The following is a 15,030-nucleotide window of genomic DNA, read 5'->3' on the forward strand; positions in this document are numbered from 1 at the left end:
TTCGCATGTTTCACGAGATAACCGACAAAGAGCTGCGGGCACGCAAGCGGCGGGGCATTATAGCCGCCGCGGTGGCCGTGCTTCTTGTTGTCGCCATCGCCGGCGGGGCGTTTTTTATCCGCCGCGCGCAGCGCGAACAGGGAGCCGTGGCACTTCGCAATTCCATTCTTAACTCCGCACGGCAATGCTGCGCCATAGAGGGTAGCTATCCCAAGACAGTCGAGCACCTCGAAGAGCACTACGGCCTCATCATCGACCATGACGACTACGTTGTGAGCTACGAGCACCTCGCGGACAATATCGTGCCTAGCGTGGTGGTGATGCCGCGATGAGCCATGTCGACGAAACCGCAGGCAGCAACCGCATCACCGCACTGTCCAAGCTATCCGAAGCCTCTGCACGGAGCAATACCGAGCGCAAGCATCGCAGGCTCTTCCCGCTACTGCTGCTCTGCGTGTTCTTTATCGCACTACTGCTGGCCCTGATCGCCGGCGTCAACGTGTATCGGCACGTCTCCGACGTACAGGCCGCCAACGTTTCCCATCGCGAGGGTATCGAGCTTATCTGCAATATCGTGCGCGCCAACGACGCCAAGGGCGCCGTCGCCGTCGGAGACGGTCCCGAGGGCAAATCGCTTGTGATTGTCCAAAACCTCGATTCTGGCACCTACGAAACGCGCCTGTATCTTTACAAGGGCAGCATCGTGCAGGAATACAGCCTGGCAGGAACGGAATACACCCCCTCCAAGGCAAGCAATATTACCGATTCATCGAGCTTTGCCTTTACGTACGACAACGGCCTTTTGACCGTTACGACCGATCAGGGCACCTGCGAAGTCGCCCTCCGCTACCTGCAGGGAGGCGAGTGACATGTCCTTGGCGAACGCACACAACGATTCTCGGCACATTAAATCGACTACAGCATTTGTAGTCGAGACGCTCATCCTGCTGGTTGCCCTTGTTTCGTCCATGGGCGTCCTGACACAGCTCTTTTCCCGATCCATCGCGGCATCTCAACAGTCCGAACGCCTATGTCAGGCGGTCGACGTGGCAGAAAACGCCGCCGAGGAGTTCGCCGCCGACCCCGCCGGCGTCGCTGCGGGTAAAAAGGTGGGACGCGGCGTCGCCTTAAAAGGGCGCGACGGCTACAAGGTCTCCTGCGAGACCGCGCAGGCCAAGCGAAACGCGGGCACACTATGGCGCGCGCACATCACCGTGTCCGACAGCCAGGGCAAGGTTTACTCCCTCGATACGTCCCGTTATGTTAGCGAGGTGAGGTAGATGTCCCATCAGCCCAACGAAGGCGTACGCATTGGGCCTGTCAGCCTGCTCACGCTCGTCTCCGTGCTCCTGCTCGCCGTACTTGCCATGCTTTGTGCAACCACGTCCAATGCGGCGCTGGAAATGTCAAAGCGCCAAGCCGCTACCTCTACGAGCTCCTACAGCATCGAATCGTGCGGCCAGGCCATGCTTGCCGCTCTGGACGACGCCGCCCACACAAACGGGACGGATGCGGCCTCGGCTGTTTCCGGCATCGGTGCGCAGCTCGATGCCATCGAACAGGACGCAAAGGCCAACGCCGATACCACGGATTTGGACATCAACACCTCCGTTGACGGGACGTCCGTCCTGTTTACCGTCTGTGCTCGCAACGGGCGAAAGCTCGACGCCCGCGTAACATTTGCCGACGACCTTTCCTATTCCATCGACGAATGGAAGGTCACCACAACTCAAGACGATCAAGCCGACTCCGACACCCTGTGGACCGGCTCCGCCGCCAACTGATACCGATAAGGAGAACTCTCATGCAGCTCAAAGAATTGCTTCAACAGATGATCGATGCAAAGGCATCGGATGTCTTTATCATTGCGGGGCTTCCCCTGTCCTATCAAAAAAGCGGTATTCAGGTTCGAACCGACAGCACGCCGCTCATGCCGAACGATACCGAGGAATACATCGCCGGTATTTACGAACTCGCCAATCGCGATATCAAGCTGTTCCGCGACAACGACAACCACGATGACGACTTTAGCTTTGCCGTGCCGGGCGTCGGCCGCTTTCGCGCAAACATCTTCCGCCAGCGTGGGTCCTTTGGCGCGGTTATCCGCGTGATTCCGTTTGGCCTTCCCAACGCTCAGGAGATGCATATCCCCGAGCAGGTGCTGCGCCTGGGCGACTTTACGAGCGGTTTGGTACTGGTCACCGGACCGGCCGGCAGCGGCAAGTCCACCACCCTCGCCTGCATTCTCGACCGTATGAACCACACCCGCCAGGGGCACATCATCACCATGGAAGACCCCATCGAGTATGTGCACCGCCACGGCAGCTGCATCATTACGCAGCGCGAGATTCCCACGGATGTCGCCACGTATGCCGAGGCGCTGCGCTCGGCCATGCGCGAGAGCCCCGATGTGATCTTGCTGGGCGAGATGCGCGACACCGAAACCATCAGCACCGCCGTCTCCGCAGCCGAGATGGCGCAGCTGGTCCTGTCCACGCTGCACACCACCAGTGCCGCCGATACCGTCGAGCGCATTCTGGACGCCTTCCCGCCCAACCAGCAACGCCAGGTTCGCATACAGCTCTCGATGGTGCTGCAGGCTACGGTCGCCCAGCGCTTGGTGCCCACAATCGACGGTGGAACCACCCCGGTGTTTGAGGTCATGGTCATGAACACGGCCATCCGCAACCTTATCCGCGAGGAAAAGTCCCATCAGATCGATTCCGTCATTGCCGCCGGCGGCGCGCTCGGCATGCAGACCATGGACCAAGCCCTATTCAAGACCGTAAAGGATGGCATCGTGGCCAAAGATGTCGCCTTGCAGCACGCCAACCACCCAGAGGCCCTTACCCGCCGTTTCGAAGCCGAGGGCATGTAGGAATTTAAAAGGCATCAGAACCGTAGATAGCAAGCCCGTCCCCGATAACCCGGGGACGGGCTCTTTTCTTAAGCACGGCACAAAAAGGGACCGGACGCAGCCCATTCGAGTTGCATCCGGTCCCAGCCTCGGCCCATATGTCCAAGACAGAGGCTCTTTTATGCCTCGTCTGTAACCTCGGGCGCAACCTCAGAAACTTCCTCGCCGGCGTTCTCCGCGGGCTCCTCCGCGTCTTCGCCGTCGAGCTCCTTCTTGTCGCTCTCCATGCGGGCTACGGCGCAGATGCGGTCGTTGTCGTCGACGGTCATCATCTTGACGCCCTGGGTGGCGCGACCGGTCTGGCTGATCTCGTCGGTCTTGACTCGAATGACCGTCGCGCCTTCCGTCACGATGAACAGCTCGTGCTGCGGGCCCACCGCCTTCATGGCCGCGAGGTTACCCTTACGCTCGGTCATTTGGATGGTGTAGACGCCCTGGCCGCCGCGATTCTGCTCCGGGTAGTCCGCAACCGGCGTGCGTTTGCCGTAGCCGCGCTCGGTAATGACGAACAGATCGCCGTTGCCGTTAGTGACTTCCATGCCCAGAACGCTCACGCCGTCCTTCATACCGATACCGCGAACGCCGCTGGTGTCGCGGCCGGTGGCGCGCACCTGCTCCTCGGAGAACATAATCGCCTTGCCCGCAGTGGTGGCCAGGATGATCTTGTCACCCTCGCGCACGCGGCGCACGTTCAGCAGCGCGTCGTCGTCACGCAGGTTGATAGCGATCAGGCCGTCGCGGCGGCTGCGGTCATATGCGCTCATCACGGTCTTCTTGACCATGCCGCTCTTGGTGGCAAACATCAGGTACTCGTCGGCCGGGAACTCGCGGCAGCTGATGACGCTCGCGATCTTCTCGCCCTCCTCGAAGGGCAGCAGGTTGACGATCGCGGTGCCGCGGGCCTGGCGGGTGCCCACGGGCAGCTCATGCACCTTGAGGCGGTACACCTTGCCGCGCGTCGAGAAGAACAGCACGTATTCATGGGTGCTGGCGATGAACATCTCGTCGATGACGTCGTCTTCCTTGAGGCTCACGCCGGAGACGCCCTTGCCGCCGCGCTTCTGGGCGCGGTAGGCGGCCACCGGGATGCGCTTCACGTAGCCGGTGTGGGTGATGGTCACGACCATGTCCTCGTCGGCGATGAGGTCCTCGACGTCAAGGTCCTTCTCGGCGTGGGTGATCTCGGTGCGGCGCTTGTCGCCAAACTTGCGGGCGATCTCGCGCATCTCCTCCTTGATCACGCCGAGGATCTTCTCCTCGTGCGCAAGCAGATCCTCGTAGTAGGCGATGGCGCGGCGCAGGCCTTCGAGTTCTTCCTCGATCTTGTCGCGCTCCAGGCCGGTGAGGCGGCGGAGCTTCATCTCAAGGATGGCCGTGGTCTGCTCGGGCGTAAAGCCAAAGCGCTCGATCAGGCGGCTGCTGGCCTCGGAGTCGGTCTGCGAGGAGCGGATGATGCTAATGACCTCGTCGATATGGTCAAGGGCCATCAGGTAGCCCTCGAGGATATGGGCACGCGCCTGGGCCTTCTTAAGGTCGAAGCGGGTGCGGCGGGTAACGACGTCGACCTGGTGGTCAATGTAGTGCTGCAGCATCTCGCGCAGGCTCAGGCATTTGGGAACGCCGTTGACGAGCGCCAGGTTGTTGGCACCGAAGGTCGTCTGCAGTGAGGTGTACTTATACAGGTTGTTGAGCACGACCTGCGGAATGACGCCCTTCTTGAGCTCGATGACCAGACGGATGCCCTTCTGGTTGGACTCATCGCGCATATCCGAGATGCCCTCGATGCGCTTATCGTTGACGAGCTGGGCGATCTTCTCCTGCAGCGTGCCCTTGTTGACCATGTAGGGAATCTCGGTAAAGACCAGGCGGCTGCGGCCGGTCTTGGTGGACTCCACATGTGCCTTGGCGCGCACGGTAATGGAGCCGCGGCCGGTCTCGTAGCTCTGCTTAATGCCGGCGCTGCCCATGATGATGGCGCCGGTGGGGAAGTCCGGACCGGGCATGATCTGCATGAGCTCGTCGACGGTGGCGTCGGGGTTGTCGATCAGGTAGCAGGTGGCCTCGATCGCCTCGGTGAGGTTATGCGGAGCGATGTTGGTGGCCATGCCGACGGCGATGCCCTGGCTGCCGTTGACCAGCAGGTTGGGGAAGCGCGCAGGCAGCGCCACGGGCTCGGCGAGCGATTCGTCGTAGTTGGGCTGCCAGTCGACGGTATCCTTCTGCAAGTCACGCAGCAGTTCCATGGCGGGCTTTGCCAGGCGGCTCTCGGTGTAACGCATGGCTGCCGCGCCGTCGCCGTCGATGTTACCGAAGTTACCGTGACCGTCGATGAGCGGCGTGCGCATGGAGAACCACTGTGCCAGGCGGACCATGGCCTCGTAGACCGCAGAGTCACCGTGCGGGTGGTACTTACCGATAACTTCGCCGACCGTCCAAGCTGACTTCTTGTGCGGGCGGTTGGGGTAGATGCCGCTCTCGTTCATCGCGTACAGGATGCGGCGGTGCACCGGCTTTAAGCCGTCGCGCACGTCCGGCAGGGCGCGCGCCGTGATGACCGACATCGAATACTCGATAAACGACTGCTTCATCTCGCGACCGAACTCCGAAATCTGGAGCTGGCCGCCGTTGATATCCTCGCCGGCCGAGGCGCCACGGTCGACTTCGCCAAAGCTCTCCTCGAGCTCGGCGTCGCCGTCCTCTTCCTCCTCATCATCGGCATCGGGGTTATAGGCGTCCGGATCGCCGTCCTCGCCCTGCTCAGCACGGGCAAGCAGGCGCTTCAGATCGTCGGGCATACCGGCATCGCCGGCCTCGCCCATACCCTCGTTATTGTTGATATCGTCTGCCACGTTACCTCCTCATGGTTTGCGTGGTCCATTAATCATCCTGCCACGGAGACGGGTTTTCCAGGTGCCGCAGATTCGCTCGAAAGAGGAGGGAAGCGTACCTGGGTACGCGACCGACGATTGAGGGCGAAGGTGCGGCGGCTGGGAAAGCCGAGCAGGTTACGCATCTAAGAATCGTGCATCATGCGCGTGCTTCTCAATGTACTCGCGGCGATAGCCGACCTCGGAACCCATCAGTTCGCGCACGGCGCGGTCCGCCACCACGGCGTCCTCGATCGATACGCGCTGCAGAATGCGGGTCTTGGGATCCATCGTCGTCGAGGCAAGCTGCTTGGGGTCCATCTCGCCCAGGCCCTTGTAGCGCTGGACGGTATAGCCCTTGCGTTTCTTGGTGATCTTGCCATCTTTGGCCTTGCCGTCCTCGTCGTTGTCGTCGGGGTTCAGGCCCAGACTTTGGATGGTGTCGCGTAGGATCTCGTCTTCGGGCTGGCGGCCGTTGGGATACACGTAGTGGATCTTGTTGCGCACCTTAATGCCAAAGATGGGCGGGCAGGCAACATAGACGTAGCCGGCATCGATCAGCGGACGCATGTACTTGTAGAAGAATGTCAGCAGCAGGATGCGGATATGCGCACCGTCGACGTCTGCATCGGTCATGATGATGATCTTGTGGTAACGCGCCTTAGCAATATCGAAGTCGCCGCCGTCGCCGGCACTCGTCGTAACGCCGCAGCCGATCGCGGTAATCAGCGACTGGATGGTGTCACTCGAGAACGCGCGATGGTCACCAACGCGTTCGACATTCAAAATCTTGCCGCGCAGGGGCAGAATCGCCTGGATGTCTCGGCGGCGGCCGTCCTTGGCCGAGCCGCCTGCCGAGTCGCCCTCTACGATAAAGAGCTCGGTCAGCTCGGCATCGCGCACCGAGCAGTCAGCGAGCTTACCGGGCAGGGACGCCGTCTCGAGCAGGCTCTTGCGACGCGTCGCCTCGCGCGCCTTGCGGGCGGCATTGCGGGCCTTGCAGGCCTGCTGGGCCTTCTTGACGATCTCGCGGGCAGGCTTAGGGTGCTCCTCGAGGTAATCGGCGAGGCCGTCGGTCACGATCTTGAGCGTCAGCGCACGCATATAGGAGCTGCCGAGCTTGGCCTTGGTCTGGCCCTCAAACTGCGGGTCGGGCAGCTTGACCGAGATAACGGCCGAAAGGCCCTCGCGCACATCGTCGCCGGTCAGGTTGGCGTCCTTTTCCTTGAGCAGATTCTGCTTGCGCGCGTAGTCGTTGATCACGCGGGTAAGCGCGGTGCGGAAGCCCTCAAGGTGCATGCCGCCCTCGGGGGTGTAGATATCGTTGGCAAACGACATGACGTTCTCGCCGTAGCCGCTATTCCACTGCAGGGAAACCTCGACCTCGCCCATCTTGGCCACAGGCGCGTCCGGGTCCGATTTGCCCTCGATGTAGATGGGCTCCTTAAAGGCCTCGGGGACGTCCTTGCCCTCGTTGAGGAACTTGACGAAGTCTATGATGCCGCCCTCGTAGCAAAACTCCTCCACGTGGGGAGTCGCCTCGCGCTCGTCGGTCAGCACGATCTTGAGGTTCTTATTGAGGAACGCCGTCTCCTGCAGACGGTTGTGCAGCGTATCGAAATCGTAGATGCAGGTCTCGAAGATCTCGTCGTCGGGCCAGAAGGTAACGGTGGTGCCCGTCGAATCCGAGGTGTCCACGACCTCCATCTTCTTGACGGTCTTGCCGCGCGAGAACTCCATCTCGTAGGTGTTGCCATCGCGGCGAACCTGAACGACCACGCGCTTGGACAGTGCGTTGACGACGGAGATGCCCACGCCGTGCAGGCCGCCCGAGACCTTATAGGCCGAGTTATCGAACTTACCGCCGGCGTGCAGGATCGTCATGACGACCTCGAGCGTCGGGATCTTTTTAACAGGGTGCTCGTCGACGGGAATGCCGCGCCCGTTGTCGACGACCGTGATGGAGTTGTCGGCGTGGACCGTCACCTGGATCTCGGTGCAGAAACCGGCCATGGCCTCGTCAACGGAGTTGTCAACGATCTCCCACACCAGGTGATGCAGACCGCTGGCACTCGTCGAACCGATATACATGCCCGGGCGCTTACGAACGGCCTCGAGACCTTCGAGAATCTTAATCTCGCCGCCATCGTAATCGTTTTCGTTTGCCACACGTCCTCCTTCAGTCAAGAAAATGTGTACAGCCTTACTAGTTTATCGTAAAAAAATACCCTCGGGAACGAGGGTATTTGGCTCTACAAGGCCACCAGATGCGATTTAAGGCTCTTTTTTGCTTTGCACGCCCTTGGCCCACTCGGCACTGGCTCTCATGGCGTTCTCGAGGGCCTCGCGCAGTTTTTGGTCTTCGATGGGCGCCACTTGACGCTTGATCTCGGTGCGCTCGGCCTCACTTAGGTCGGCGTGCGGGGCCGGCGGGCGCTCGGTCTTCGCCGGGCGCAGGCGCTCCTTGGCGGCGGGCGGCGTGTGACCGGGTGCGGTGGTTTTGAACACCAGGCCGTCCACATGCGCACCGGCGCGCTCCATGCGCGCGCGGATGATCTCGCGCAACAGCGTCATTTCCTGCGTCCACGAGGGCGAGTCGAGATACACCAGCAGCTCATTGGACTCGGGCAGGTAGCGCAGCCCCGTCACATGCCGCCCCTCGCGCGTGCCCGAGCACACCGCGTTCCACGCGCGATAGACCGCGCGCGACTCCTCGGCAGCCTCCATCTGCGCACGGCGCTTAGGCGTCGCCGACGCCAGGATGCGCTGGCACTCTGCGTTCAAAAAGCCACTGAAGGCGACTGTCTCGCTCTCGCGCTCGTAATTAGCACGTCTCACCCATGCTCACCACCTTGGCTCGATCAAGCAGGTCATCGGTAAAGTACCCCAGGTTGGTCGTGGTTATGACCGTCTGGATATCATCGCCGATCAGACGCAGGAAAGCACCGCGCCGCTCGCCGTCGAGCTCGCTCATCACGTCGTCCAAAAGCAGCAGTGGGGCGGTGCCCAGGACATCGCGGGCCACGGCCACCTCGGCCACCTTCCAGGACAGCACCAGCGTTCGCTGCTGTCCCTGGCTGGCAAATGAACGGGCGGAGCGACCCGCCACGGTAAACTCGATCTCGTCGCGATGCGGTCCTACCAACGTCACGCCGCGGCGAATTTCCTCGTCGGCGTGCTCATCAAGGGCAGCCAGCATGCGCTCGTACGCCCAGCCCTTCAGCTCTTCGCGATCCTCGACCTGGGGCAAATCCCCCAGCGTGGACGCATAGGTCACGTTGGCGGCCTCGCCGGACGCCACTTGCCCGTAGGCAGTGTGCACATGGCCCGCCAGCCGGTCGAGCAGGGCCAACCGGTGCACGAGCAGAGCCGAGCCCGCGCGGGCAATCGAATCGTTCCACGCGCCGAGCATCTCGCGGCAGCACCAGGTTTCCTTGAGCAAGGCGTTACGTTGGGTCACGCAGCGCCCATAGGTGCTCGCAAGATCGGCATAGCGTGCGCTCAGCTGCATGCCAAAGTCATCGAGGGCGGCGCGGCGCACACTGGCGCCCCGCTTAACCATGTCCAGATGGTCGGGGCAAAACAGCACGCTCGGCAGAACCCCGCGCACACCGGCGGCAGAGCATCTCTTGCCGTTGCGGCTAAACGAGCGCTTACCGTCCTCCGCGCTCAATCCCATATCAAGCACGCGGCCGTCGCCCTCGAGTCTCAGCTCGACCTCGCACGAGCCTACGCCGTCATGGACGAGCTCGGCTGCGGTCGGATGCCTAAACGAGGCGCCGCTCGTCAGCAGCTGCAGCGCCTCTATGAGATTGGTCTTTCCCGCCGCGTTGGGTCCCGCAAGTATCGTCACGCCTTCGTCCAGGGCAAGGCGATAGCTATCGAAACTGCGGTAGTGCGCGACGGAAAGATCGCGGGCGAATATGGTCATGGCGCAGCGCTAGATGCGGACCGGCATGACTAGGTACAGGTAGTTGATCTTGTCGTAGGACTTGAAGATGCCCGCCTGCGAGTAGCTCTTGAGCTCCAGTGTGATCTCCTTCTCCTTGGACAGGGCATTGAGGCAGCCGAAGATGTAGTGGTAGTTGAAGGCGATAGTACCCGACTCGCCCTCGGCCTCGACATCGATCGTCTCCTGCGCAAGGTCCTGGTCATTGGAAATGGAGGACAAGCCCATCTGCCCGTTCTCGACATCGATCTCGAACTTGACGGCGGGGTTGGCGCTCGCGATAACGGCCACGCGCTTGAGAGCGGCGTTAAAGGCGGCGACGTCGATCTTGACGCTCGTCACGCACGAATCGGGGATGAGCTGCTTGTAGTTGGGGTACACGCCCTCGATGCGGCGCGACACGTAGGTGGTGTTGCCGGCCTCGAAGACGACCTGGGTGTCGGTAGCCCCGATCATGATGGTCGCCTGGCTGGCCATGATGTTCAGTGCGTCGTTAAAGGCGTCCGCCGGAACGTTGAGCTCAAAGGAGCCCTCGAGGGTCGAGGTCTCGACCTGCGTATCGCACACGGCCAAGCGGAAGGAATCGGTCGCCACCAGGCGCACGGTGTTGTTCTCGACCTTCATGTGCACGCCGCCCAGGATGGGGCGGGCCTTATCGGTCGAGGTGACGCGCCACACGCGGCCGACCATCTCGGACAAGATATCGGTCGGCAGCTCCACGGCACTCTCGATGGCATAGGCCGGAAACTCGGGGAAGTCATTGGCATCGAGCGTGTTCAGGCGGAAAGAGCTCTTCTCGCAACCAATCAGCACCTGGCGCTCGGACAGCTCAAAGGTGACCGGGGCATCGGGGAGAGTCTTGGTGATATTGGAGAGCATCTTACAGGGGATAACCATCTCGCCCTCTTCTTCGACATGCGCCGCGATGCGATGACGGATCGAGATGGTGTAGTTAGAGGTCTGGAATTCCAAGATGCCGTCTTGCGCCTTAACGAGCACGCCCGACAGGATGGGAAGGGTGGATGCCGAAGCGACACCCTTCATAACGACGCCGATGGCTTGTGTAAGCGAGCTCTGACTGACGGTGAACTTCATCTTTTAATACCTTTCTATAGATATAAATATCTTAATAATAGTAATAGCACTGACGAAACTGTTGATTACTCCCAAAGACGCAGGTCAGACCCAAAAAGAGAATCGACAGCAACCTGTGTGCAACGGGGGTGGTTTTCCACGTTCAAAACCTGCGCAAAACTTTTCATCACCGCGGGTTGGGTTTTAGACACCTTATGCCCGTGGTTTCGACAAGTTTTCAACAGGTGTCTCTATTTCCCTACGAGCGCAGTGTAATTTTATCGCGCAGCGACTTGAGGTCTTCGGTGACGGTGCGGTCTTCCTGGATCATCTTCTGGACCTTTTTGTAGCTCGTGCTGACGGTCGAGTGGTTGCGGTTGCCAAATTCGGCGCCCACCGCCGTGGTCGTCATCTCGCACATCTCGATTGCCAGATAGATGGCAATGTGGCGTGCTTTGGCGATGTTGGCGTTGCGCCGCGGGCCGATGAGCTCCTCGTGCGTCACGCCGTACTGCTCTTCGATGACGGACTGAACCGTTTGCACGTTGATCTTTTTGGCCGATGTGTCGAAGTACTGGCTGGCGATGGCGTCGATATCATTAAAGGTGAGCTCCCCGCCCTCGCGCTCGCGGTCGCCCGCCTCGCCGGCGCAGCGCTCGCAGAAGCTCTCGAGTTCGCGGATGTTGGTGCCCGAGACCTCGGCCATGTGTTTGAAGTGCTCATCGGTCAGGTGCCCGCCGTCGCCCCCATAGGCCGCCAGCAGCGAGTCGTCGCCTGCCTCGGGAGCGGCGACGATGGTGTTCTCGTAATAGCGCTGCAAGATCTTGTATTTCATCTCGTAGCTGGGCTCTGCGACCAGGCAGAGCATGCCGGCGTTGAAGCGGCTGGTCAGACGCTCGTCCATGCTCAGGTCCTTGGGGGCGCGGTCTGCCGCGATGACGACCTTCTTGTTGTTGCGGATGAACTCGTCCATGAGCTGGAAAAAGTAGTCCACGCTCGCGCGCTTGCCGATGATGTTTTGGATGTCATCGATGATGAGCACGTCCACGCCGTGGTACGCCTGCATGATGGGGGCGTTGCTCTTCTTTTGGCGGTCGAACTCGGTCATCAGGTCGTCCAGATATGCCTGGGAGTTGGCATACTTGACCTTGATCTCGGGCGACTTCTCGGCGAGCTCGTTTTTGATGGCAAGCAGCAGGTGCGTCTTGCCCAGGCCCGATTTGCCGTAGATGAACAGCGATGTGCACGTGCCGCGCTCGTCCGCGAGGGCGGCAAACTTGAGTGCCGAGCGATAGGCATGGCTGTTCTCGGGGCCGTAGACAAAGTTCTCAAAGGTAAATTTTGAGTTCGCGGCGAGTGGGGCTCCATCCGTATTCTGCTCGGCCGGCACGGTCGGTGCTGGCATGGGTGAAGCGGGGGTCGCAGCTTGCGTGGATTTAGTCGGCGCTCCGCCCTTCATCTGGTTCATCATGCGACGAAAATCATCGGCCGAGAGCGTGTTCTTGATTGCAATGCCCGAATCGGCGCCCGCCGCTGCGTCGTGGGCGATGGGCATGTGCGTGACGGGTGCGTTCGTTGACGTCGCCGCCGCGGCCGGCAACGGTGCCATGGTTTCACGGGAAACATCGCCGTGCTGGTACTCGATTGTCGGCGCGTCGCCTGCGGAGGCCGGCGCCGCCGGGGAAGCAGCGGGAGCCGTGGCGGGCGCCGTCGCGGCAGCGGATTCTGTCGCGGCGCCTTGCGGTGCCACGATATCGAGTGCAATCGGTGCAAAGGCGATTTCTTCCAGATAGGCCTCAATAGTCGACTGATGCTTTTTGAGCTGCGCGATGGCAAAGCGCGAGGGCGCCTCGATCGTGAGCGTATCTTCGGTCAGGCTTATGGCGCGCGATTGCCCCAGCATGTTGATGAGGCGTGCATCTTGGCCGTCGCGCTGGCAGAAGGCGATGGCATCCCCCAGGATGATGCTTGCTTCCTCGTCCACTGTCTCTCCCGTTCTTTAGCTCTGAGCTCGCACGCGAGCGGCGCCGAGTTCGGTCAGATGGTATTTCTGGCCATGCTTGATGACCAAGCCGGCCTGCGCCAAGTCATTGAGCGTGCGTGACCAAGTGGGGGCCGAGTTTCCAAACGCCCTCGCCAGATCGGTTGCGCCGCACGCTTGATTTTGCGCCAGATAGCCCAGCGCGGCGTTGCCGCGATCGCTTACGAACACGTCCGGTTGTGGCTGCGCATACTGATTTGCTGCATTAGGATACATCATTTGAGCTGCTGGTTGTTGAGAACTCTGCACCGGCGGCATTTGCTGTTGAAAACTTTGGGGCCACTGTTGGTAAGGCTGCGGAGGCATCTGCTGGGCCCAGGGGTTGTACTGCTGCTGCGGCATCTGCTGGTACGGCTGCTGATATCCCTGCTGGTACTGCTGCGGGAACTGCTGGCCATACCCCAGTGGCGGCATCTGCTGCGTTGCCATGGGCTGCTGCGCAAAAGCTCCCGGCAGGGGATATGTGGGCTGCTCCGTCTCGGGCCGCACGGCAGCACCGCGTCCGCCGGCTCGCTCGATTTCCTGCACGCGCTTGGGGTCCAGACTTACCGTAACCACGGTGCCGCTGCCCATGTTGTCCTCGATGGACACGGCGCCGCCGGCATTTTCCAGGTATTCCTGCACCATGGGAAACCCAGCCCCAGTCCCGCGAATGTATCGCTTCATGTTGCTGTTTGCGCTGGTCACGCCAAAGTCGAACGCGCGCTCCTTGTCATCGATGCCCGGTCCTTGGTCTGCAAATCGGATAGTGTCGCCGCCGTCCAGGATCGAGATGATGGGCTCGGCAAAGTGCGCGTGGATAAAGTTTTCGACAATCTCGCGGATGACCATGAGCGAGATATGGCCACCTTGTTCTTTCATGCACTGGTAGACGGTGTTGGTTGTCTCTTCCAAGTACGTGCGGACATCTTGCGGATCAATGACGATCACACGCGGTGTCGACAGCATGTCGTCATAGACGGCGATACGCGCGGCGTACATGGCTTTTGGCGCCTGCGTGGTCGTCCGCTCGCCTTCGTCGCGCTCTTCGCGCACGCCGGTGATGTGCTCGTTGTCGGGTGCCGGGTCTCCGGAATCGACCATGGTGTAAAAGTCGTCAGACATGCCGCTCGCAATCTTTCAATAGGTTTCGAACAAATAGTAGCTCACCGTGCAATGTTTCTCATCTTTCGACAACTTTTCAAAACCTGTTGAAAACTTTGGAAAACGGACGAAAAGTTCTCAACATTGCCAACATGACCTGTTGAAAACTCGATGAAATATCGTGAAAAGTTGCCACGCACCGCTAAATCGAGCTCGGCTTATGGGGGAACCGTGTGAACTGCGCAACCTTTTACCTTTGATTTCTTGACATTTGAACATTGATTTCCCTACAATCTTCAAGCTCACGTGTCTATATCTGCGTCCGCGCCCCCGCGGACACTCGAAATGCAGCAGGAGGAACTTAAGATGAAGCGTACGTATCAGCCTAATAAGCGTAAGCGTGCCAAGACCCATGGCTTCCGTGCCCGTATGGCCACCAAGGGCGGTCGTGCCGTGCTCGCCCGTCGCCGCGCCAAGGGCCGCAAGCGTCTCACTGTCTAGCAGCGATACACACATCTCGCATGAAGACTATTAAGTCTCGGCAAGATTTCGAGCATGTGTTCAGTCAGGGGCGTCGTTTCAATCACCCTCTGATTCGAATGACCATATGTGAATCGGTTGGCGAAGGCGACTCCGGAAGGGTCGCCTTCGTTGGTGCTAAACGGCTCGGTTGCGCAGTCGTGCGCAACCGTTCTAAGCGTGTGATGCGCGAGGCCGCCCACAGCTGCGGATTTCCCGTTGCGGGTTATGACATCATCTTGTTCGCAACTCCCAAGACGAGGGATTCCTCGCCGCAGGAGATGGACAAGGCATTGCGTTCGCTTATGAAACGCGCCGGCGTTGCCGGGGAGGAGCGATGAGCAATCACGTTTTGCGACGTGTTGCCATCGCTCCTATTCGCATATATCAACAGGTTATTTCGCCCTTATTGCCTGACGCCTGCATTTATTACCCAACGTGCTCGCAATACGCCATCCAGGCGATTGAGAAGTACGGTGTTTTGAGAGGCTGCTGGCTTGCCGTGAGGCGCATCGCTCGCTGCAATCCCCTGCACGTCGGCGGTTATGACCCTGTGCCTTAGCGGGCACTCGCTATCGGA

Annotated in this window: 15 protein-coding genes; 8 read left to right on the forward strand and 7 right to left on the reverse strand. The window is 60.5% G+C overall.

Annotated features, from left to right (window positions below; all coding sequences use genetic code 11):
* Window positions 1–5 precede the first annotated feature (5 nt).
* From DW123_RS08590 to DW123_RS08610, 5 genes are read left to right on the forward strand one after another with little or no spacing between them, the layout of a single operon-like run.
* Window positions 6–332 (forward strand): hypothetical protein, encoded by a 327-nt coding sequence (locus DW123_RS08590; protein ID WP_117743362.1) that lies wholly within the window; start codon window positions 6–8, stop codon window positions 330–332.
* Window positions 329–868 (forward strand): DUF4860 domain-containing protein, encoded by a 540-nt coding sequence (locus DW123_RS08595; protein ID WP_117743363.1) that lies wholly within the window; start codon window positions 329–331, stop codon window positions 866–868. Before DW123_RS08590 ends, DW123_RS08595 begins: the two co-directional genes overlap by 4 nt.
* 1 nt (window position 869) lies before the next feature.
* The gene (locus tag DW123_RS08600) at window positions 870–1,280 is read left to right on the forward strand and encodes a hypothetical protein (protein ID WP_118273637.1); all 411 of its coding nucleotides are present in this window, start codon (window positions 870–872) and stop codon (window positions 1,278–1,280) included.
* The gene (locus tag DW123_RS08605) at window positions 1,281–1,784 is read left to right on the forward strand and encodes a hypothetical protein (RefSeq protein ID WP_118273638.1); all 504 of its coding nucleotides are present in this window, start codon (window positions 1,281–1,283) and stop codon (window positions 1,782–1,784) included.
* A gap of 20 nt (window positions 1,785–1,804) precedes the next feature.
* The gene (locus tag DW123_RS08610) at window positions 1,805–2,878 is read left to right on the forward strand and encodes a type IV pilus twitching motility protein PilT (RefSeq protein WP_118273639.1); all 1,074 of its coding nucleotides are present in this window, start codon (window positions 1,805–1,807) and stop codon (window positions 2,876–2,878) included.
* A gap of 158 nt (window positions 2,879–3,036) precedes the next feature.
* Here DW123_RS08610 and gyrA read toward each other — a convergent pair whose 3' ends face one another.
* The 7 genes from gyrA to DW123_RS08645 form a co-directional block, all read right to left on the reverse strand.
* Window positions 3,037–5,736: a DNA gyrase subunit A gene (gene gyrA, locus DW123_RS08615; protein WP_199570214.1), complete on the reverse strand. Its 2,700-nt coding sequence runs from the start codon at window positions 5,734–5,736 to the stop codon at window positions 3,037–3,039.
* 186 nt (window positions 5,737–5,922) lie between these two features.
* Window positions 5,923–7,953, reverse strand: coding sequence for a DNA topoisomerase (ATP-hydrolyzing) subunit B (gene gyrB / locus DW123_RS08620; protein WP_118098354.1), 2,031 nt, complete (start codon window positions 7,951–7,953; stop codon window positions 5,923–5,925).
* Window positions 7,954–8,058: 105 nt separating this feature from the next.
* The gene (locus tag DW123_RS08625) at window positions 8,059–8,622 is read right to left on the reverse strand and encodes a DciA family protein (RefSeq protein ID WP_118273640.1); all 564 of its coding nucleotides are present in this window, start codon (window positions 8,620–8,622) and stop codon (window positions 8,059–8,061) included.
* Window positions 8,609–9,715, reverse strand: coding sequence for a DNA replication/repair protein RecF (locus DW123_RS08630; RefSeq protein ID WP_118273641.1), 1,107 nt, complete (start codon window positions 9,713–9,715; stop codon window positions 8,609–8,611). Before DW123_RS08630 ends, DW123_RS08625 begins: the two co-directional genes overlap by 14 nt.
* Window positions 9,716–9,724: 9 nt before the next feature.
* A complete protein-coding gene (gene dnaN, locus DW123_RS08635) occupies window positions 9,725–10,828 on the reverse strand; it encodes a DNA polymerase III subunit beta (protein WP_022094338.1) in 1,104 nt (367 codons plus the stop codon).
* Window positions 10,829–11,066: 238 nt separating this feature from the next.
* The gene (locus DW123_RS08640; protein WP_118273642.1) at window positions 11,067–12,791 is read right to left on the reverse strand and encodes a DnaA ATPase domain-containing protein; all 1,725 of its coding nucleotides are present in this window, start codon (window positions 12,789–12,791) and stop codon (window positions 11,067–11,069) included.
* 15 nt (window positions 12,792–12,806) lie between these two features.
* The gene (locus tag DW123_RS08645) at window positions 12,807–13,952 is read right to left on the reverse strand and encodes an ATP-binding protein (protein ID WP_118273643.1); all 1,146 of its coding nucleotides are present in this window, start codon (window positions 13,950–13,952) and stop codon (window positions 12,807–12,809) included.
* A 345-nt stretch (window positions 13,953–14,297) separates the two neighbouring features.
* On the opposite strand from DW123_RS08645, the gene rpmH reads away from it, so the two are divergent.
* Genes rpmH through yidD form a run of 3 tightly spaced genes read left to right on the forward strand, consistent with a single transcriptional unit; the run spans window position 14,298 to window position 15,012 of the window.
* Window positions 14,298–14,432, forward strand: coding sequence for a 50S ribosomal protein L34 (rpmH, locus tag DW123_RS08650; protein WP_019127408.1), 135 nt, complete (start codon window positions 14,298–14,300; stop codon window positions 14,430–14,432).
* A gap of 20 nt (window positions 14,433–14,452) precedes the next feature.
* Window positions 14,453–14,791 (forward strand): ribonuclease P protein component, encoded by a 339-nt coding sequence (gene rnpA, locus DW123_RS08655; RefSeq protein ID WP_117763255.1) that lies wholly within the window; start codon window positions 14,453–14,455, stop codon window positions 14,789–14,791.
* A complete protein-coding gene (gene yidD, locus DW123_RS08660) occupies window positions 14,788–15,012 on the forward strand; it encodes a membrane protein insertion efficiency factor YidD (protein ID WP_117584026.1) in 225 nt (74 codons plus the stop codon). The genes rnpA and yidD overlap by 4 nt, the downstream gene beginning before the upstream one ends.
* The last annotated feature ends 18 nt before the right edge of the window (window positions 15,013–15,030 follow it).

It is taken from the genome of Collinsella sp. AM10-26 (assembly GCF_003472525.1).
Lineage (GTDB): Bacteria > Actinomycetota > Coriobacteriia > Coriobacteriales > Coriobacteriaceae > Collinsella.